This is a genomic window from Corynebacterium felinum (assembly GCF_030408755.1).
Lineage (GTDB): Bacteria > Actinomycetota > Actinomycetes > Mycobacteriales > Mycobacteriaceae > Corynebacterium > Corynebacterium felinum.
In genome coordinates this window covers 612186-633181 of sequence record NZ_CP047209.1, presented here as the reverse complement: position 1 = coordinate 633181, position 20996 = coordinate 612186, and the positions used below count along the sequence as shown (strand labels likewise).

18 protein-coding genes are annotated in these 20996 nt (G+C 54.9%); 8 read left to right on the top strand and 10 right to left on the bottom strand.

Annotated elements, in window-relative coordinates; translation table 11 throughout:
* Positions 1-157: 157 nt before the first annotated feature.
* Together hypB and CFELI_RS02815 are read right to left on the bottom strand one after the other, a co-directional pair.
* Positions 158-1018, bottom strand: coding sequence for a hydrogenase nickel incorporation protein HypB (hypB, locus tag CFELI_RS02820; RefSeq protein ID WP_277103915.1), 861 nt, complete (start codon positions 1016-1018; stop codon positions 158-160).
* Positions 993-1361 (bottom strand): hydrogenase maturation nickel metallochaperone HypA, encoded by a 369-nt coding sequence (locus tag CFELI_RS02815; RefSeq protein WP_277103914.1) that lies wholly within the window; start codon positions 1359-1361, stop codon positions 993-995. The genes hypB and CFELI_RS02815 overlap by 26 nt, the downstream gene beginning before the upstream one ends.
* Positions 1362-1463: 102 nt before the next feature.
* On the opposite strand from CFELI_RS02815, the gene hypF reads away from it, so the two are divergent.
* Positions 1464-3731: a carbamoyltransferase HypF gene (hypF, locus tag CFELI_RS02810; protein ID WP_277103913.1), complete on the top strand. Its 2268-nt coding sequence runs from the start codon at positions 1464-1466 to the stop codon at positions 3729-3731.
* On the opposite strand, the gene hypE is transcribed toward hypF, so the two are convergent.
* Entirely contained in the window at positions 3728-4843 is a 1116-nt protein-coding gene (gene hypE / locus CFELI_RS02805; RefSeq protein WP_277103912.1) for a hydrogenase expression/formation protein HypE, read from the bottom strand. The two genes, hypF and hypE, sit on opposite strands and share 4 nt — an antisense overlap.
* Before the next feature lie 461 nt (positions 4844-5304).
* Between hypE and CFELI_RS02800 the strand changes: the two genes are divergently transcribed.
* Positions 5305-5574, top strand: coding sequence for a HypC/HybG/HupF family hydrogenase formation chaperone (locus CFELI_RS02800; protein WP_277103911.1), 270 nt, complete (start codon positions 5305-5307; stop codon positions 5572-5574).
* A gap of 2 nt (positions 5575-5576) precedes the next feature.
* The gene (gene hypD, locus CFELI_RS02795) at positions 5577-6719 is read left to right on the top strand and encodes a hydrogenase formation protein HypD (protein WP_277103910.1); all 1143 of its coding nucleotides are present in this window, start codon (positions 5577-5579) and stop codon (positions 6717-6719) included.
* Between the two features lies 1 nt (position 6720).
* Here hypD and CFELI_RS02790 read toward each other — a convergent pair whose 3' ends face one another.
* The 5 genes from CFELI_RS02790 to CFELI_RS02770 all read right to left on the bottom strand — a co-directional run bounded on the left by CFELI_RS02790 (position 6721) and on the right by CFELI_RS02770 (position 11795).
* On the bottom strand, positions 6721-7197 hold the full coding sequence (locus CFELI_RS02790) for a YdcF family protein (protein WP_277103909.1): 477 nt from the start codon (positions 7195-7197) through the stop codon (positions 6721-6723).
* A 66-nt stretch (positions 7198-7263) separates the two neighbouring features.
* Positions 7264-7764 (bottom strand): 5-(carboxyamino)imidazole ribonucleotide mutase, encoded by a 501-nt coding sequence (gene purE / locus CFELI_RS02785; protein WP_277103908.1) that lies wholly within the window; start codon positions 7762-7764, stop codon positions 7264-7266.
* Between the two features lie 1447 nt (positions 7765-9211).
* Positions 9212-10402, bottom strand: a complete 1191-nt coding sequence (locus tag CFELI_RS02780; protein WP_277103944.1) for a 5-(carboxyamino)imidazole ribonucleotide synthase — start codon at positions 10400-10402, stop codon at positions 9212-9214.
* Between the two features lie 81 nt (positions 10403-10483).
* Complete coding sequence (locus CFELI_RS02775; RefSeq protein ID WP_277103907.1) at positions 10484-10948, bottom strand: hypothetical protein; 465 nt, start codon at positions 10946-10948, stop codon at positions 10484-10486.
* 55 nt (positions 10949-11003) lie between these two features.
* Positions 11004-11795, bottom strand: coding sequence for a biotin--[acetyl-CoA-carboxylase] ligase (locus tag CFELI_RS02770; protein WP_277103906.1), 792 nt, complete (start codon positions 11793-11795; stop codon positions 11004-11006).
* 420 nt (positions 11796-12215) lie between these two features.
* Here CFELI_RS02770 and CFELI_RS02765 point away from each other — a divergent pair, with 420 nt between their 5' ends.
* From CFELI_RS02765 to CFELI_RS02750, 4 genes are all read left to right on the top strand, one after another.
* On the top strand, positions 12216-13856 hold the full coding sequence (locus CFELI_RS02765) for an acyl-CoA carboxylase subunit beta (RefSeq protein WP_277103905.1): 1641 nt from the start codon (positions 12216-12218) through the stop codon (positions 13854-13856).
* 286 nt (positions 13857-14142) lie between these two features.
* Positions 14143-14670, top strand: coding sequence for a hypothetical protein (locus CFELI_RS02760; protein ID WP_277103904.1), 528 nt, complete (start codon positions 14143-14145; stop codon positions 14668-14670).
* A 286-nt stretch (positions 14671-14956) separates the two neighbouring features.
* Entirely contained in the window at positions 14957-16588 is a 1632-nt protein-coding gene (locus tag CFELI_RS02755) for an acyl-CoA carboxylase subunit beta (protein ID WP_277103903.1), read from the top strand.
* Between the two features lie 165 nt (positions 16589-16753).
* Entirely contained in the window at positions 16754-17011 is a 258-nt protein-coding gene (locus CFELI_RS02750; protein ID WP_277103902.1) for an acyl-CoA carboxylase subunit epsilon, read from the top strand.
* A 105-nt stretch (positions 17012-17116) separates the two neighbouring features.
* Here the strand turns inward: CFELI_RS02750 and CFELI_RS02745 are convergent, their stop codons facing one another.
* Together CFELI_RS02745 and CFELI_RS02740 are read right to left on the bottom strand one after the other, a co-directional pair.
* Positions 17117-18415, bottom strand: coding sequence for a hypothetical protein (locus CFELI_RS02745; protein WP_277103901.1), 1299 nt, complete (start codon positions 18413-18415; stop codon positions 17117-17119).
* A gap of 847 nt (positions 18416-19262) precedes the next feature.
* On the bottom strand, positions 19263-19394 hold the full coding sequence (locus CFELI_RS02740) for a hypothetical protein (RefSeq protein ID WP_290259367.1): 132 nt from the start codon (positions 19392-19394) through the stop codon (positions 19263-19265).
* Between CFELI_RS02740 and CFELI_RS02735 the strand changes: the two genes are divergently transcribed.
* Positions 19375-20940 (top strand): sugar ABC transporter ATP-binding protein, encoded by a 1566-nt coding sequence (locus tag CFELI_RS02735; RefSeq protein ID WP_277103900.1) that lies wholly within the window; start codon positions 19375-19377, stop codon positions 20938-20940. The two genes, CFELI_RS02740 and CFELI_RS02735, sit on opposite strands and share 20 nt — an antisense overlap.
* The last annotated feature ends 56 nt before the right edge of the window (positions 20941-20996 follow it).

The following is a 20996-nucleotide window of genomic DNA, read 5'->3' as shown; positions in this document are numbered from 1 at the left end:
ATCCAACCTCGTGATTGTTCAACGTTAGGTAAGAGTGCGTGTGCACATACGTGGACGCGGGGGTACCCGTCCACGTATACGGTGTCACTTCACGCTTCTTTCGTTAGGTATAACATTAGCTAACAACGGCGGTTGGCATGAGGAAATGTAGCCAAAGTTAAGAAGGCACGACGGTGGTGATCCAGTCGTAGAAGTTTTCCATTCCTTCCCCAGTTTTGGTGGAGAGTAAAATTACTCTGGCCTCGGGGTTTACCTGCCGAATATTTTTGATGAACAGATCCATATCGAAATCGAGATATGGGAGAAGATCAATTTTATTGACAATCACCACGTCCACGGATCGGAACATGACAGGATATTTCAGGGGCTTGTCTTCCCCCTCCGTAACGGAGGCCACCATCACTTTGTGGTGCTCCCCTACTTCAAATTCCGCTGGACAAACGAGGTTTCCAACATTTTCGATGAAGACGAGGTCGAGGGCATCGAGCGTGAGATTCTTCAGCGCGGCTGCGACCATGGGGGCGTCGAGGTGACATTCACCACCAAAACCCTTACCGGTATTCACAAGTGAGATTTGTGCCCCCATATTGGTGAGCCTGTCGGCGTCGAGGGCTGTTTCAATGTCGCCTTCGACTACTCCGATGCGCACTTTCTGGTGAAGATGGGCAAGTGTTTTTTCCAGCAGCGCAGTTTTTCCAGCGCCTGGTGAGCTCATGACATTGATGGCGACTATCCCATGCTCGCTGAAGGCATGGCGGTTGGAGTCTGCAAGCCGATCGTTTTCGGAGAAAATATCTTCCAGCACGCTGATGCGTTCGCGTGAGGTTTCGTAGCCTGAGTGATCCCCTAGATGCTCCTTCCCTTGACTATGCGAGTGTTCGTGGGTATGCCAATGCCCCTGGCCGTGCGAATGCTCATGCGTGTGCGAATAACCCTCACCATAGTGATGATCATGCTCGTGCTCATCATGGTGATGATGGTGGTCGTGATCATTATCGTGGCGGTGGAATCGTCCCATGTTCTTCTCCTTCAACCTCTATATCGATGACGCTAAACTCCTCGCCCGCGATCACGCGGGTCGGTTCGGGGCATTGGTGGCAGGAAAGGTCAAGATACTCCTCGCCTGAGATGTCGCGACGGTGCCCGGCAGCACATTCGATTATGGCGTCGACCCATTCAATGCTCAGTGTGGCCTGTTCGAGGGGTGTCTTTTTGGTTACGAAGCCCCACGCGTAGGTGAGAGTTTCTGGCACAACTTGGCGTAACGCCCCGATTTTCAGGTGCACATCATAGACTCGTCGATTCCCTGCGGCGCGTTGAACAACGTGCGCAAGCTGGGTGGAAAGAGCGATTTCGTGCACAAAGTCTGATGCTACCCCTTTAGGCTGCTGCAGTGCAGCACAACACACTGGCATTTGGGGAGGTCACAGCAGTGTTAGGGGCACCCTCTACACTGATGAAGTATGTATGGCGATCGTGAGCTTGTGCGTCAGCGGCATCTTTTGCGTGGCGTGGTCCAGGGCGTGGGTATGCGCCCGTTTTTATCCCGTGCGGCTTCGAAATGTGGGGTGTCGGGCTTTTGCGTCAACGATGTGTCGTGTGTGGAGCTGGAGGTTCAGGGATTTGCGGATGCAGTGGCTGAGTTTGAGTTGATGCTTGTGCATGAGCTTCCGCCTTTGGCGCAGGTTATTGGGCACGATGTGACGTCGTGTGAGGTGGTTCCTGGCGAGGAGGGGTTTGAGATTAGGGCGTCGACACGCTCATCGGGGTCGGCGGCGACGTTTATTCCGCCTGATGTTGCGATGTGTGATGATTGTGCGCGGGAGATGGCTGATCCGCGCAATCGTCGTTACCGTTATCCGTTTATTACCTGCACAAATTGTGGTCCGCGCCTGTCGATTATTGAGTCGCTACCTTATGATCGCCCTGCCACAACGTTGAAGGTGTTTCCGCTGTGCCCCGAGTGTGAACGCGAGTATACCGATCCGGCTGATCGTCGTTTTCATGCTCAACCTATTTCTTGCCCAGCGTGTGGCCCTCGTGTGTGGCTTACTGACAAGCAGGGCAACCAGCTGTGCGAGGGCGAGGATGTGTGGGCAACAGTGCATGAGCTTTTCGACGCCGGCAAGATCGTCGCGGTGCGCGGCATCGGGGGTTTTCACCTAATGTGCGACGCTCGATGCCCCTCAGCAGTGCACACGTTGCGTCAACGCAAACGCCGTGGTGATAAGCCCTTTGCGGTGATGGTGCCAGATGTTGCGGAAGCACAAAAGTGGGCGAAGTTCTCTCCCGAGCAGCTGGAGGTACTGTGCTCCCCGGCTCGCCCAATTGTGGTTGCCCCGGTGTGTGAGGGCGTGGGGGTGGCAGATATTGCGCCGGGTTTGAATGAGGTGGGGGTGATGGTGGCTTATTCCCCGCTTCATGTGTTGGTGGTGGATCGCCCGGTGGTGGCCACGAGTGGGAATGTGGCTGGGGAGCCGATTTGTTTTTCAAATGAGGCTGCGTTGGCGGGTTTGGGAGACTTCGCGGACGCGTTTGTGCTGCATGATCGTGAGATTCATGTACCGGTGGAGGATTCGGTGGTGGTGGGTTCGCGGTTGGTTCGGCGTTCGCGGGGGTTGGCACCGATTCCGTTTCGGGTTCCTGTGGGTAATGGTTTGTGTGTGTTGGCTGTGGGTGGTGAGTTGAAGAATACGGCTGCGTTGGCGGTCGGTGAGGTTGTGCATGTGTCGGCGCATGTGGGAGATATGGGCTCACTGGCGGCGTTGGAGGCCTTTGAGAAGATGGTGGCGCAGATGGTCAGCATTCGAGGTGTGCGGGTGGATGTGGTGGCCTGTGATGCGCATCCTGGCTATTCGACGTCGGCGTGGGCTTCCCGGTTTGCCGATCGCCATGATGTTCCGCTGGTGCAGGTGCAGCATCATCACGCGCATGCGCTGTCGTTGCTCGCTGAGCATGGTCGTGTGGGATCTTTGGGTGTGGTGATTGCCTGTGATGGCACGGGGTTCGGGTCGGATGGTTCGGTGTGGGGCGGGGAGGTGTTGATTGTTGAGCGCACTGGTGGTTTTCGCAGGTGGTGGCATATTCCGGAGTTCCCGCTTGTCGGTGGGGATCGTGCGGTGCAGTTCCCGTGGCGGGTTTCTCAGGGCGTGGCGCATGCTGTTGGGGTGGATGTGCCGGTGCCTGAAGGGGTGGATCCACAGGAGACTCAGCTGGTTGCTTCGCAACTTTCCTCGGGTATGGGTGTGGTGTCCACATCGAGTGCTGGGAGGCTTTTCGACGCCGCCGCCAGCATCATCGGTTTGATTCACGAGGTCTCTTTTGAAGGCCAAGCGGCGATGATGTTGCAACAGCATGCTTCTGCCCCGTCTTCCGCCATCAACGTCGGTGAGGGGTTGAAAGATCTGGTGGAGATGCTGAGCGACTCGCGGTTAGATTCGGGCGTGCGGGCGTGGCTTTTTCACGAGTGGTTGGCTCGCGTATGTGCCCGCGCGGTAGTCAGTGCGATCGACGCTCTCATGGAGGATGATGGTGAACAGTGCTCGCACGATAACCTCCCAGTGGTGGGGGTTACTGGTGGGTGTGCGGTGAATGGGCTGTTTATCCAGCGTCTGCGCCACCACCTGCCGTACCCGCTTCTTGAGCATTCTGCGCTTCCCTGTACTGATGGTGGGATCAGTGTGGGTCAGGCGGTTGCGGCGCGACTAGTGAGTAGCTTTGAGGAATTTTAGCAGATGCGTGGCAGTGGGTCCCCGACGAGTTTATCCACCATGCGGGTGCCACCGAAACCAGTAATGAGCACTACTGCGGCAGCGGGCTGGCTGACAATTCTTCCGATAACCCGCGGGTTTTCCGCACCGGCAGCTCTCAGTGCGGCAACGGCACGCTCAGCGTCTTCGGCGGGAACTACAGCGCAGAAGGTTCCCTCGTTGGCCACGTAGAGGGGGTCGATTCCCAACATGTCGCAGGCGGCGCGGGTCATGGGGCGTACTGGAATTGCTTCGTCTTCAAGCGCCACCCCGAGTCCGGTGTTTTCGGCGAGTTCATTCATCACGGTAGCCAATCCCCCGCGGGTTGCGTCACGCATCCACCGTGTGTTGGGGACGGCGGTCACAAGGGCGTCGACAAGCGTGGCTACCTCACGGGTGTCGGATTCGATGGGGGCGTTGATCGCGAGGTCACCCCTGGCCATCATCACTGCCATACCGTGGTCAGCGATGTGGCCAGAAACGATGATTTTGTTACCTTTCTCGACATGCTCGAAACCTAAGTTCCGGGCCTGTGGGATGATGCCGATGCCGGAGGTGGTGATGTAGATTTTGTCGCCTGCCCCTTTGGGCACCACCTTGGTATCCCCTGTGGCGATGCGCACACCCGCTTTGTCAGCGGCCTGATGCATGGAGGTGACAATGCGACGCAACGTTTCGATTTCTAGGCCTTCTTCGAGGATAAAGCTTGCCGAGATGAACTGCGGGATCGCTCCTGCAACTGCAAGGTCATTCACTGTGCCATTGATGGCGAGTTCGCCTATGTTTCCGCCGGGAAACTCTATGGGGTTGACTACATACCCGTCTGAAGAGAACGCAATCTGCGCCCCTGGCGCGTCCCCAGCGCTCACAAGCTCGTTGAGCCCGATCACTGCGGAGTCGCCTGCCTGCCCGAGCAGATCGTTGCCGTAAGCATTGAAAAAGACGTGCTCCACCAGCGCGGCGGACGCTTTTCCGCCCGCACCATGGGCGAGGGTGACATGGGTATCTTTGAGTTTGCTTGGGCGGCGTCGCACCCGGGCAATAGTCTCATTAACGTGGGTTTGATCCTGGTTGAGGCGGTTTTTCGGCTCCATTGGCGGGTCATCCTTGAAAGGGGCGGGAGATTCAACGCGGTGTGGCATTTGTGCTGGCACCGTCTTTCACTATACGATTGTTCATTTTTCCACGCGAGAACCACTCCACTTCCGCTCACGCCGCAGCGCACCTGAAAAAGCTGCTCTGGTGTTTGAGGTAAACACATGTGAGTTTCACGTATGCGTAAAAAAGTCTGACGCCAGTAGCCCCTCAATAACTATGGACGTGATAGAGAAGCTGCATTACCCACCGAGAATGGGGCTCATGTGGGGTAAGTGTGGGGGTGGAGTGTGCATGGGAAAAGGGAAGGGTAGCACAGTCGCGTTTTTTGCTTTATGTTCTGCAAAGTAGCATAAGTGTGTGGCCAAAGTGAGAAACTAGGTGTTGGTATTCCCTCTTTTTTCATCTCACGCCCCTTGCCTGGTTTTCTCTCTCCCGCACAAGAAAAGGACAGATACCCATGTGTCTTGGCGTTCCCGCGCAGGTAGTCGACATTCACGACTCGGCTCGCGCAACCGTGAGCATCGACGGGGTTTCCCGCATGATCTCCACCGAGCTTCTCATCGGCGACGACATTGAGGTTGGCAGCTGGGTTCTTGTGCACGTCGGCTTCGCGCTGAGCACGATCAACGAACAAGAAGCCTTGACTACTCTCGAACAGATCAAGAGACTCGGGGGAAACACGTTCGAAGAAGAAGTGGAATCGTTTAGCAGTTCGGAGATTAACTAGCCATGAAATACGTTGATGAATTTCGCGACCCGCAGGCCGCCCGCGCCCTGATCGCCAGCATTCACGCCCAAACGGACAAGCTGGAGCGGCCGTTGAAAATCATGGAGATTTGTGGCGGTCACACCCACACCATCTACCGCTACGGATTGGAAAACCTTTTACCTGACGCGATTGACTTCGTGCACGGCCCCGGATGCCCAGTCTGCGTGATCCCCATGGGGAGGGTCGATGATGCACTCTGGTTAGCTGCCCAACCCGATGTTATTGTGACTACGTTCGGTGACATGATGCGTGTGCCTGGCACCACCGGCTCGCTGCTTGATGCCCGCGCCCGCGGCGCCGATGTCCGTTTCGTCTATTCCCCGCTCGACAGCCTCAAAATTGCGGAAGATAACCCCGATAAGCAGGTCGTTTTCTTCGCCGTCGGATTCGAAACAACCGCGCCCTCCACCGCGGTAACGCTGAAAACCGCCCGTGAGCGCGGGGTGAAAAACTTTTCTGTTTTCTCCAACCACGTCACCATCGAACCCCCGCTTCGAGCCATCGCCGACGGCGGCAAAACGCTTGTCGACGCCTTCATCGGCCCCGGTCACGTCGCCACCATCGTGGGGACCCAAGCATTTGAGTTCCTGCCTGCCGCACACAACCTCCCCGTTGCGGTTTGCGGTTTCGAACCCTTGGATATTCTCCAAGGCGTCGCCATGCTACTTGAGCAATACATTTCCGGTGATGTTGCCGCAGGCAACGCCCGCGTGGAAAACCAGTACAGCCGCGTGGTACGTGAGGCAGGAAACCCGGCAGCAACAGCGCTGTTAAACGAGGTCTTTAGCCTGCGCGATACCTTTGAATGGCGTGGGCTTGGCTGGCTTGAGCATTCTGGGCTGAAACTCGCAGATACCTACGCCGAATTTGATGCGGAAAAAACGTTCACCCTCCCCAGTAACCGAGTGGAAGACCCCAAGGCCTGCGAATGCGGCTCGGTTCTTACCGGCTATATCAAACCGTGGCAGTGCAAAGTATTTGGCACCGCCTGCACCCCCGACACCCCCATTGGTACCTGCATGGTTTCCCCTGAGGGTGCGTGCGCAGCCTACTACAACTTCGGCCGCATCGAAAAAGAACTCGCAGTTGCGATCGTCGATTAGCTTAAGAGTGCTTTTGCCCGCGACACGCCACCCACTTACGCCACAACACCCGCAAGGTTGAATGCGGCAGCGCAAAAACCTCACGGACAAACGCCCGCTGACGGTGCGGTGGTGGTGAGGTGGCACTATGGGTGCGGATCGTCAAACCCAAATGCCATGCCCACACTTTTGTGCGCAGAATGTGAAAATCGTTGGTAACCACCAGCATCGAAACGGCGTCGCCAAGCAAGCGGTGCGCGTTTTCCAAATTCTCGTTGGTGCTCGTCGCCTCGTTTTCCACAATGATGCGGACAGGGTCAATGCCGCGAGCCACCAAATACTCAAACATGGGCCACGCCTCATTTTTCCCCGACACCACAATCACCGCAGGATCAGCAGCCGCAAGCTTCACAGCAGCATCAAGCCGACTCGCCAACAACCTGCTCGGATGCCCGCGATACACCTGACAGCCCAGCACAACAATCGCATGCGACCTCACCTTCAACCCCCTTTTTTTCTTTCCCACTAAGCAACCACACCACCTCATGCAGGTGCTTAAAAAGAGTTACTCACCAAGCAACGACTTGCGCAGTCGCTCATCCTTCGCCTCAACCTCAAGACGCATATTCTCCTGATAAGCAGCCATCTTCTCCACTAACGTAGTGTTGCCAGCACCCAAAATACGCACAGCGAGCAGACCAGCATTCTTCGCACCACCAATGGATACCGTCGCCACTGGAACACCAGCAGGCATCTGCACAATCGACAACAGCGAATCCATGCCATCAAGCTGATCAAGAGCACGCGGAACACCAATCACAGGCAGCGGCGTTGCAGAAGCAACCATACCCGGCAAGTGTGCAGCACCACCAGCACACGCAATGATGCACTTCAAACCACGAGTGTGAGCACTCTTAGCATAGGCCAGCATCTTTTCTGGTGTGCGGTGTGCCGACACCACCCCCACCTCGAATGGGATACCAAATTCCGCCAAAACCTCAGCAGCTGGCGAAACAGTAGGCCAGTCCGAATCCGAACCCATAATCAAACCAACGAGAGCAGTCATCTTTTTCTCCTTCATGCACAGACTATCCACCACAGTATGTCACCGCGCATAAACCCACACAAGCATCCTCAACGCACGATGCAGCTAGAACATCTAGGGCACGGCACCATCGCCAGCCTGAAATTCTTTTAGGGGTGTACCACGGCCTAAACACACACTAACTGGCCACAACTACGACCACCAACCACACCCCCACCACAGTTATTTCAACACCCCACATCACATCGTTACCCCACGCAATTCGTGGAGTACTTCTTATCCGCCCACATGAAGAGAAGAGCTCACATACACGCATCCTCAGCGTGGATTACAGCACACGAGCGCCCACGCACTCCAAGCACACTCGACCAATTCCACTCGCAAGGGCAGAATCCAAACCCTCAAAAACCTAAAGGTCGAGTAAGCCCCAAAACCCAGCATGCTGACCCAATCGACAACCCACTCAAGCATGAGAAAACCCAGTAAACCTAAAGAGCAAAGCAAACAAAAAGCATTCCCTTGGAATGGATGCCCTCAAACACTGCGTAACTCAAACACATACGCGCCAGCGCATCACTTAACCCCAACCACACCAACCCGCTGCGCCCACTCACACCAAGCAAACTCGACCAATTCCACTCGCAAGGGCAGAATCCAAACCCTCAAAAGCCTAAAGGTCGAGTAAGCCCCAAAACCCAGCATGCTGACCCAATCGGCAACCCACCCAAGCATGAGAAAAACCCAGCAAACCCAAAGAACAAAGCAAACAAAAGCATTCCCTCGGAAAGGATGACCTCAAACACATCTGCGCCAGCGCATGCGCTGCGAGCATCACTTAACCCCAACCACACCAACCCGCTGCGCCCACGCACACCAAGCAAACTCGACCAATTCCACTCGCAAGGGCAGAATCCAAACCCTCAAAAGCCTAAAGGTCGAGTAAGCCCCAAAACCCAGCATGCTGCCCCAATCGGCAACCCACCCAAGCATGAGAAAAACCCAGCAAACCCAAAGAACAAAGCAAACAAAAGCATTCCCTCGGAAAGGATGACCTCAAACACATCTGCGCCAGCGCATGCGCTGCGAGCATCACTTAACCCCAACCACACCAACCCGCTGCGCCCACGCACACCAAGCAAACTCGACCAATTCCATTCGCAAGGGCAGAATTCAGCCCATCAGAAACCTAAAGGTCGAGTTAGGGGGTGGATTCAGCGCCGATGGGGTGTTCGCACAATGAGTATCTTCGGGGGTGCCACAAGGAAAATACGTGCTCAAAGGGCACTTCCTCCTTGCTGGAAGGCGCAGGCCTAAGCACGCCCCCGTGCTGTCGTGAGGTCACAATGCACCATGCGTGCTAAACCTGTTGTTTGCATGCTTAGTGGGAGAAAGCACACATGCCCGCGTTGAAACAGTCGCTGCGGAAAAACAGCGTCTGTTTCAATGCGGGCTCAAGAAATGAAACCGTTTAAGGCCAGCGGGCATGAACAAGGAAATGTGCACACGCAAGTGCTGTCGAACGCACCTGGTTCACATCGTCACCGGATACATTCACATGTCCTATTTTGCGGCCGGCACGATGCGACTTTCCATACAAATGAATCTTCGCCTCAGGATGACGCAGCCAGACCTGGCGCATCCGCTCAGCCATACTCATTTCAGGATCGTTTTCAGCCCCCAACACATTCGCCATCACGGTAACAGGTGCGGTCATCTCGGTGGAGCCCAAAGGGAAATCCAACACAGCGCGCAGATGCTGCTCAAACTGGCTAGTGATACACCCGTCTTGGGTCCAGTGCCCCGTGTTATGTGGGCGCATGGCCAACTCGTTGACAAAAATCTCGGGCTCACCGTGCGCATTGCGGGTTTCAAAAAGCTCCACTGCAAGAGCACCTGTCACACCAAGGCTGGTGGCAATAGTGGCGGCAAGTTCACGCACCTGCGTCTCCACCGCGCCAAGACCTGGGGCTGGGGCAATCGCGAGAGTGCAAATACCATTCGTTTGCACCGACTCCACCACCGGCCACGCCTGTGTTGCACCTGAGGGGGTGCGCGCCACCATTGCGGACAACTCGCGCACCAGCGCAACCTTGCGCTCTGCCATCAACAAGGTGCCGGCGTCGAGAAGCTTAGTTATCAGTTCATCGAGCTCTTCTCGGGTGTCGGGGAACCACACACCGTGACCGTCGTAGCCACCACGCCGGGCCTTGATACACACAGCGCCGTTCATAGCGGCGAAGAAGGAGCGGGCGTCGTCAAGCGATTCGATAGCGGCAAACTCCGGCACCGGCGCGCCCAGCTGCGCAAGCTTTGTGCGCATCACCAGCTTATCCTGCGCATTCACCAACGCCTCAGGGCCTGGCTGCACATTCACCCCTGCTGCCCGCAATGCGTGCAAATGCTCGGTGGGCACATGTTCATGGTCAAACGTCACCGCATCACTACCCGCCACAACAGCGCGCACATCAGCAAGGTCAGTGTAATCCCCAATCACCACATCGCCGACCACCTGGGCAGCAGAATTGTGGGCATCAGAAGCAAGAATACGCACATGAACCCCCAACTCGATCGCCTCAGTGTGCATCATCCGCGCAAGCTGACCGTCACCGATCACAGTGACAGTAGGCTGATCGGACAAGCGTAGCGACGTCGGGGACAGGTGAGCGTGTACAGTATCGGCTGAATTGGTCACTCACCCTACTCTAGGCAGCAAAAACCGTACCCACAAAACCACCCCACGCTAACGCCGCATCAACTCCTGCTCAATAATCGCCTGCACCCGCTTCGCCTGCGGCACCTCAGGAATAATCACAGGACGATCAGCACCCATAACAGCCAACATAATCGTGCCCCGACGCCGCGCCACCTGGCGCACCGCCGACAACGGAAAAGTAGCCACCGCACCCGCAAGCCCAGCCGAACGCACAACAATGCGCTGATCAGTAACCACAATCCGGCGACGGCGCAAACTAAAAACCTTAAAAAAGAACCGCCAGCACACCAAAACTGCCCACAACCCCACCAGCACATTATGCATATCCGGGTTCAAACCGGGGCCATCAAAATAGCCAATCAGCATCCACGCAACACCCGTGATTGCGACAAGCTCAATGAACGGAAAAACCGTCGCATGCACAGGACTCGTGAGATCAACGAGCAAACGCTCGTTATCGACAGGGCGAAAAAACATAGTGCGACCAAGCATAGTTTAAATTAGCCAGCAGCGTTTTTCGCTCTCTATTTCCCACAATCACACGCTACTAATTCTCCTGCAACCTTAAGTGCGTAACATCCCCAGCCGACAGGCTGTGCAGCATACCTTGAGAATCACGAACTTCTAGGCGGCCATCATCAGCAACACCTACAGCCTCGCCCAGCAATTCCTTATCGCCTGGCAAAATCACCCGCACCTGCTGCCCAATCGTCGCTGAAACCGCACGATAATCCTCCAACAAGGCAGGATCATTCTCCTGCCACTGCACCAAACGACAATGCAGCCCTAAAAGCACCCGGACTGCAAGCTCATTGCGCTCAAACGCAATACCTTCCAAGCTCAACGACGTTGCATGTGGCACCGGGAGCTCATCAGGCTGAAGGTCAGTATTCAAACCCAAGCCAATCACCACTGCAGGCTCAGTCAAACTCACAGCTTCCGCCAAAATGCCACACAACTTCCGCCCCTCACGATTGAGATCATTTGGCCACTTCAGCTTCACCCCAGCATCCGGACCTAACGCATCCACCAAGCCCAAACCCGTCGCCAGTGGCATCGTGCCCAAACGCTGCACGCACTCCTTCGGTGGGCGAATCAATACCGACACCGACAATTGCGCGCCCGAAGGGGCAGTATAACTGCGCCCCATCCGGCCCCGGCCAGCAGTCTGATGCTCAGCAATCAATGCCGACCACGCGGGCGCACCCTCATGCGCCAACGCAATCAGATCAGTATTCGTCGAACCAGTCTCAGCAACGACGTCGATATGCGCAAAAGGACCGTTCGTGACAAGATGCGTGCGCAAAAAATCCAGATCATGAGGGGTGCGATTAGTCATGCGTACCATCATATCCCCCATGCCCACACCCACATCGCCTTGAAGCACAGCCGAGACACTAACCTGACGCAGCCCACAGCAGCCGCCACTACACATTTAACATCTGTAAAAGTTCGATGAAAATCCCAGTTAAACACACCTTTTAGCCGGTTGCATATGGTTGAAAATTGCAGGTCGCATCCGCGTGCCACCTACCAGTAGCCAGCGCACGTGCGGGGTGGAAAATGGGGAACGAAACTGCATGTCCCCTCCCCACAGCGAGGGGCTGCGACACGCCGAGAATGCAGAATGTGTCCTATTTCATTTTTGGGACAAAACTAGATTCTGACCTGCGATTTTCCACGAGCAGACATCAGATGAGCAAAATTTTTTGGATTTTTATCTAGAAAACTTTGCGTTCGTGGTCTACCATTCCAAAACATGACTATTTCCTCACCTTTGATCGACGTCGCATCTTTGCCAGACGTATCCACCACCGCCGGCAAGATCGCCGACCTCAAAGCACGCCGCATCGACGCCGCCACCCCCGTTGGCCGCGCTGCGCAGGAAAAGGTTCGTGCCCAGGGCCGCCTGACCGCACGCGAACGCCTCGATTACCTCCTCGACCCACACTCCTTCGTCGAGGTTGACCAGCTCGTGCGCCACCGCACCACCGACTTCGGCATGCGCGCCAAGCGCCCCGCCACCGACGGCATCGTCACCGGCTGGGGCACCATTGACGGGCGCGAAGTCTGCATCTTCTCCCAAGACGGCACCGTTTTCGGCGGCGCACTCGGCGAAGTCTACGGCGAGAAAATGTGCAAAATCATGGAGCTGGCCGTGACCACCGGCCGCCCACTGATCGGCCTGTATGAAGGCGCGGGCGCGCGCATCCAGGACGGTGCCGTCTCCCTCGACCTGATCGCCCAGACCTTCTACCACAACATCAACGCCTCCGGCGTGGTGCCACAAATCTCCGTCATCATGGGTGCCTGCGCAGGCGGCAACGCCTATTCCCCAGCGCTGACCGACTTTGTGGTCATGGTCGACCAAACCTCCAAGATGTTCGTCACCGGCCCAGACGTGATCAAGACCGTCACCTCCGAAGACATCACCCAAGAAGAGCTGGGTGGCGCAAGCATCCACATGGAAAAGGCCGGAAACTCCCACTACACCGCCGCCAACGATCAGGATGCGCTCGACTTCGTCGCCGATCTAGTCTCCTATCTTCCTTCCAACAACCGCCAGATGGCGCCTGTGACCGACTTCGACCAAGAAGAAGGCAGCATCGAAGAAAACATGGGTCCAGATGATCTGAAACTAGATTCCATCATCCCCGACAGCCCCACCGTTCCTTATGATGTGCGCGACGTCATCTCCGCACTCACCGACGATGGCGAGTACTTGGAAATTCAAGCTGAGCGCGCTGAAAACGTGGTCATCGCCTTCGGCCGCATCGAAGGCCAGTCCGTGGGCTTCGTGGCAAACCAGCCCACCTGCTTCGCTGGCTGCCTCGACATCGACTCCTCCGAGAAGGCTGCCCGCTTCGTACGCACCTGCGACGCCTTCAACATCCCCATTGTGATGTTGGTCGACGTGCCAGGCTTCCTGCCCGGCTCTGATCAGGAGCACGACGGCATTCTGCGCCGCGGCGCGAAGCTGCTCTACGCCTACGGCGAGGCGACCGTTCCAAAGATCACCGTGACCATGCGCAAAGCATACGGTGGCGCATACTGCGTGATGGGTTCCAAGGGCTTGGGCGCTGACCTGAACTTGGCGTGGCCAACCGCACAGATCGCAGTGATGGGCGCTGCTGGCGCTGTCGGCTTCCTACACCGCAAGGAACTCGCCGAAGCACGCAACTCCGGTCTCGATGATGATGCGTTGCTGGCTTTGCAGAAATCTTTCGAGCGCGAGTACGAGGATCACATGCTCAACCCCTATCTTGCCGCTGAGCGTGGGCTTATCGACGCCGTCATCTTGCCGAGCGAAACTCGCGGCCAGATCGCGCGCAACCTGCGCCTGCTACGCAACAAGCATGTGAATCGTCCGGCTCGCAAGCACGGCAACATTCCGCTCTAAATACACCAGCTTTCCTTATCTCTCTTCGTTGCCCCCTGTGTTTTTCACGCAGGGGGCAACGGCTGTTTGAACAGCGTGCCTTAAGTTCTAGTGGTCGTGGTGTGTGAACAAGTGTTGCCTTAGTTTCTCTTGCATGCGCTCAGGGCGGCAGCGTTAATTCAAGGAGATGCCAAAACTCACGAGAGTAACGCGCGGGTGTAATTCGTGGTGTTTTGTGCACGCGGAAACGAGAGGACAGTTACTGTGCACCCTACTATTCGGATTCATCCTTTTCAGAAGGCGGATAGTGAGTTTCCAGGTTTTTTTAGGGAGCATCGCCTGTGGCGATGCTCGCGAGACAGTGCGCTCGATCGTGGGTGGTACTCAGGGCTTTTATGCCACTGATGATCTTGTGATGCTGTTAGATAATGCCATCCAGATCACCTTGGCCAATGGGTGCGTGGATTTCATGGAGTTTTCCACGTTTCGTAATACTGAGGATGATGAGGATATCGCCTGCGCGATCATCATGGACGACACTGCCCTTTCTGAGCTTAAAGCCCCAGCACTGGTGGAATTTCTGTCTTCGCTCAATGGCGATGGCAACGTGGATGACAGTGAAGCTCCTGCAAGCTACCGATTTGAGGGAATCGGACTAACGTTGTGGCAGCCGATTGCATTCGAGGATGCTCTCGCCGAGCTTGAGCATGCTCGTGACAAGGATGCAGATGACGAGGAAATCGCGTTCTTGGAGCGTGAGGTCAAGGCTGCGCGTTTCTTCCATACAATCGGGTTCGGAACCCACTCCTCTATGTGCAGCTTTCACGAACCATAGATAGGACTACATATATGAGGGAACAAGATTCTGGGCTATAGAATACTTATGTGTACAACTGTGATGCATGAATCATACGGGTCTACTGCGTGTGGCATAAAGGCATGCGGGGTTAAAGGCAACAACTTTGGTGAAGAAAGTATCGCTATTCTTCCCCCACCTGAATTGACAGATACTGGGAAAATGTCAGAAGCTCTACCCCCAATGTGTGTAATTATTCGCCAGAAATGAAAGAAAAATACGAACACTTCACAAAACTTTCTTTTCCCCCTTAGACTGTGAAGTTATGACTGCCGCAACGATCACTGACGCAGGTGCACCAACACCTGATTTGACTACTACTGCAGGCAAGCTCGCCGATCTTCGTGCGCGCATTGCCGAAACTCAAGCCCCTATGGGCCAGGCTTCCGTTGACCGTGTCCACGAGGCTGGTAAGAAGACTGCACGTGAGCGCATTGAGTACCTCCTCGACGATGGTTCCTTCGTCGAGGTGGATGCGCTTGCTCGCCACCGTTCGAAGAACTTTGGTCTGGATGCCAAGCGTCCTGTCACCGATGGTGTTGTCACTGGCTATGGCACGATTGATGGCCGCAAAGTGTGTGTATTCTCCCAGGATGGCGCTGTGTTTGGTGGCGCTCTGGGTGAGGTTTACGGTGAGAAGATTGTCAAGATCATGGATCTTGCGATCAAGACCGGTGTACCTTTGATTGGTATCAATGAGGGCGCTGGCGCCCGTATCCAGGAGGGTGTTGTTTCTCTGGGGTTGTATTCCCAGATTTTCTACCGTAACACCATGGCTTCGGGTGTTATCCCCCAGATTTCCCTCATCATGGGCGCGTGCGCTGGCGGCCACGTGTACTCCCCTGCTTTGACTGACTTCATCATCATGGTGGACAAGACCTCCAAGATGTTCATCACTGGCCCTGACGTGATTAAGACCGTCACCGGTGAGGAGGTCACTCAGGAGGAGCTGGGTGGCGCTCAGACTCACATGAATATGTCTGGTACTTCTCACTACACTGCTGCTGATGATTCTGACGCTTTGGATTGGGTGCGCGATCTGGTTGGTTTCTTGCCTTCCAACAACCGTGCTGAGGCTCCTCGTGAGGCTGCTGACATTATGGTGGGTTCGATCCAGGAGAATATCAACGAGTCCCATCTTGAGTTGGATACGTTGATTCCGGATTCCCCGAACCAGCCTTATGACATGAAGGATGTCATCACCCGCGTGGTTGATGATGGTGATTTCTTCGAGATTCAGGAAGGCTACGCTGGCAATATCCTCATTGGTTTTGGCCGTGTTGAGGGTCGTTCCGTGGGTATTGTTGCTAACCAACCCACCGAGTTCGCTGGCTGTTTGGATATTCGTGCGTCGGAGAAGGCTGCGCGCTTCATCCGTACCTGTGATGCTTTCAACATTCCAATCATTGAGTTTGTGGACGTTCCTGGCTTCTTGCCTGGCACTTCTGAGGAGTACAACGGCATCATTCGTCGTGGCGCGAAGCTGCTGTACGCATACTCTGAGGCGACAGTGGGTAAGATCACCGTGATTACTCGTAAGTCTTACGGTGGCGCTTACTGCGTGATGGGTTCAAAGGATATGGGCGCTGACCTTGTGTTCGCTTGGCCTACCGCTCAGATTGCTGTGATGGGTGCCGCAGGCGCTGTTGGCTTCATCTACCGCAAGGAGCTCAAGGCTGCCGCTGCAGAAGGAAAGGATGTTGCTGCTGTGGCGAAGGAGTATGAGAAGGAGTACGAGGAGACTTTGGTGAATCCTTACATGGCTGCTGAGCGTGGCTATGTGGATGCGGTTATTCCTCCTTCTGAGACTCGTGGCCAGATCATTGAAGGTCTGCGTTTGTTAGATCGCAAGGTGGTCAACGTTCCTGCGAAGAAGCACGGTAATATTCCACTGTAACGTTTCTTTTGCTTCACACGAAGGAGCATTTGGAAACCCATGCTCCTTCGTGGTTCATCATCTCCGCACTCTTTGCTTGAATTGCGGAGGTCGTGACTGAAGGTATTTTTACACAATGCTCTTGGGCGTTGTCTGTCCTATCCGGCTACTTTTGAAGGCACTGTTATGTCTGATTCCACTGCGATCTCCCCCAGCTCAGCGGATGCGCCTGAGGTAAAGAAGCCCTTTTTGACAATTGTCAAGGGCAATCCTGACGATGTTCAGGTGGCTACGTTAACTGCTCTTTTTGCATCGATGGCACATAATGCTGCAAACGCTGAAGCTGTTGAGCGTGAGCGCAATATGTGGGGTAATGTGGCTGAGCGTTTGCAACGCCCAACCACCTACAATCCAACTGCGTTCCAAAACGTCAGCTTCTTTTAACGCATCTGTGTCCTTAAAACTCAGGCACACATGAAAAAATGCGGGAGGCTGTGAAAGAAACCTGGTTTTCTTTCACAGCCTCCCCCATTGCGTGTACTGCGTTGTTTAGACGCGTAGCAGGTTGCGTAGTGCAGGCGGGATAATGTGCTGAGGGTTAAGCGCCGATATAACAGCTGCAAGGATTCCTACTACACCAAGTGACCCGAGCACCCCGAGCAGAGCCTTTACCCAGCCTCGTGGGCTGTTGTTGTTGCTTTGATCGTCGGGCACTGTTCCGTTATCTGGCTGTGTGGCGTCTGCCTCAGGCTTCGGGGTATTCTCTTTGCGTTTTTCAATGTCGGCATCCGGTTTACCCTGTTCTTTGGGGGCATCCGGCACCTCCGCCACTGGAGGCACAGTAGTGCCGTTGCCTTGCGCATTGTTTCCCTGATTGCCTTCGTGGAGCATTTGAGTGCGCGGACCAATCTTTACAAATTTGTAAGGGCCATCCTCCTTCAATGAAGTCGTTTGATCCCAGCCCGTGGCACCGTCTGCGGAAGGAGTGGTGTTCACCTTCACGGGAAGACTTCCGGTAGCATACTCGACCACGTGCATGGCTTTATTAGGGCTTAGCACTTCGACTTCTGCATCCTTAACAGTCAATTTGCCGAAAGCGTACAGGCCGTAATTTGTTTGACCAAGGTGGTGATCGTGAAGTTTTCCACTGGCTGTCACTTTTCCACCAGTAATTTCGATGTTTTCGAATGCGTTGAAAATACCCACACTACTGTGTTTCCCAGTGTTTGCTTCTGCAACGATTTCACCCGCTTGCATCTTCAACCCCTTAAAGAGGGACATTCCCGTGCTAGATAATTGGAGAGATCGACCAGGTTTGAAATTGAGGGTCGGTCCATCAACGATGAGTTGTACGGTGGATTGAATGCCGTACGTTCCCTTCGCTGAATCAGCAGTTGTCACATTCAGCTCGCCCTGCCCGACAATTTTCAACGGTGATTGTGACTTCCCTACGTACTTCAAACCATAAACATCTAAATCACTGGCCGGAACATGAATGCTATTTTTCCCTTGTAAGTTAAGGATGAGCGATTTGGAGTTCTCCCCCTCATCAATCGCGTAAATTCCAACGGTAGCATCTTCCCGATTTTCCTCCTTTGCACGACTCTCAGCACGTGACGATTCAGAAATCTTTGCATTTTTCAGAGTCAGTGTCCCAGTTTCTGGGTCATAGCTAACAGTGCCATCGCTTTTCACATCGTTCTTGTTAGTCGATGTTACTTGGGTAGCACCCACCCACACATTGTATTTTTCTTCTGCATAAGCGGCCGGAGCTTGAGCACCCAACGCAAGTGCAAGTGACAATGAGAGCGCCACGGAGGGACGAAACACATGAGATGATCGCGACATCAAGACATTCCTTTCACATAACGCATTATCGATAAACGAGAGAAAGCACCCTTACTCTACACAGTTTCCATTAAGGTTTGTACTGCATATCGCTTGCATACACTCACGATTTTGACGGCAAAGTTTTGCCTACACATCCCGCGTAACAACAGTGCCTGATTAATACATTTAAGGAGGTTGTGGCATTTAAATTCGTTATGCTCGCCGTGGGTCTGCAGGCTCAAAAGAGGTAGACACAGGACGTATGGTCTACTGCGCGGCCGCTTTCTTTGTGAAAAATCTTTCAACGGGAATAAAAGGCTAATCTTATAGCAATCACGAGGTTGTCACAGTTAGCTTTGAGCAAGAAGCCCCTCAAAGCCAATGTTTTACAGCAGCAAAATATTGCTATAAAAATCATCCCCCAACCAGATCAAATCCACAGCGAGCGCAATGGTTCTAAACGAAAATTCTTGACTGAAGACACCCTTCCGTCAGCACATTTTGCAGCACCCCAGTGCGCAATAGTAACACGGAGCCAATTCGCATAAAAGTTCCGTTTACATAAGATAAATATAAGCACCTATCAAGATTTCCACCCTCTTTCCTTTACGAGCATGCGCTATCAACATGGCAGCTTGGAACATATGGGTGATAAAAATGTTTTGATAGACGTCAAATAATTTTCGTTTTTTCGTGTTTTAAAAAAATCAATTACCCCCTCAGTTCCAGCCCTAAACTTCCGCTATGCACGAGCTTTAGTCACGCATCAGACCATTTAGGGGTATACCCCTACGCGATTATTATATTTTGTTATTGCAGCCATAGTTCAAATATAGGTACATTCGGGGGTTAATCCCCCATTTCTTTAGCCCACAAACCCAACAACCGCACCAATCCGTGACCACGCTTTAACGGCGTCGACACGCAACTCACACCCCATCCCCGCACGAGATTGAACGGCGCGAATAGGAGGCACCATGCACACAACAACCGACATACCTGAACCAGTACTGAGCTTGGTCGATGTGTGCAAATCTTTCGGCCCCATTAACGTCATCGACCACGTAAGCGTGCACGTGCGCCCAGGGCGGGTGCTCGCACTGCTGGGCGAAAACGGGGCGGGCAAATCCACCCTGATCAAAATGATGTCCGGCGTCTACCAACCAGATTCCGGGCAGATCATCGTTGATGGCAACCCCACCCGCCTGCCCACCGCCAAAGCCGCCGAAGCGCTCGGCATCGCCACCATTCACCAAGAGCTCAACCTTGTGCCCACCATGTCGGTGGCAGAAAACGTGATGCTCGGGCGGGCGCCACGGCGCTTCGGGCTGGTCAATTTTTCGCGATTGCGCGCCGAAGCACGCGCAGCACTCGACCTGATCGGGGTCGACGTTGATCTCGACACCCCCATGCAGGAACTGGGAATCGCGCACCAACAAATGGTCGAAATAGCCAAAGCACTATCGGTTAACGCGCGCATCCTGATTCTCGACGAACCCACAGCAGCGCTCACCGACCGCGAAGTTGAGCAGCTTTTTCGCATCATTCGCCAGCTGAAAGAACGTGGCGTTGCCATGGTGTTCATCTCCCACCACCTCGACGAAATCGCCACGATCGCCGACACCGTCTCCGTGCTGCGCGACGGCCACTTCATTGCCGAAGTACCCGCCACCACCAGCGAAGATGAACTCGTGCGGTTAATGGTGGGGCGCGAAATCGACAACCAGTTTCCCAAACACACTGCCGCGCGCGGCCCCGTTGTGCTCGATGTGCGCGGTCTGAGCGCAAGCGGAAAATACCACGATGTTTCCTTTCGCGTTCACGCCGGGGAAATTGTGGGGATCGCCGGGCTGGTGGGCGCTGGTCGCACCGAACTGTTGCGTGGCATCGTCGGCGCTGATCACCGCGATCACGGCGAAGTGCTTATCGACGCCACCACCATCAAACCCAACGACATTCGCGCCGCCATCCACGCCGGAATCGGACTGGTGCCCGAAGACCGCAAAGCCCAAGGCTTAGTCCTCGACGCCAGCGTCAACGACAACCTCGGTCTCGCAACCTTCCGCAGCACCGCACGATTCGGACTCGTTGACCGCAGTGGGCAGCGCCAACGCGCAACACAGGTGGCCGATAGTTTGCGCATCAAAATGGCCTCCATGAGCCAGCCTGTACGCAACCTGTCCGGCGGCAACCAGCAAAAAGTAGTGTTTGGCCGGTGGGTGCTGGCCGGATCGAAAGTTTTGCTGCTGGACGAGCCCACCCGGGGTGTGGATGTGGGGGCGAAAGTCGAAATTTACACCCTCATTAACCAGATCATTGCCGATGGGGGCGCCGTGGTGATGGTCTCTTCCGAACTTCCCGAAATTCTCGGCATGTCCGACCGGATTCTCGTCATGAGCTCCGGGCGCTTAGTGGGGGAACTGCCCCCAACTGCCACCCAAGACGAAATCATGTCACTAGCTGTGAGCAACGTCGCCCACATTATCAAAGATCACTCCGACACTCACCCCGACCCCCACACCGAAGGAAAGGTACGGTCATGAGCACTCCCGCAACCACAACTGGGCCCACACCAGCTGCCCGGCGCGCACGCCACCCG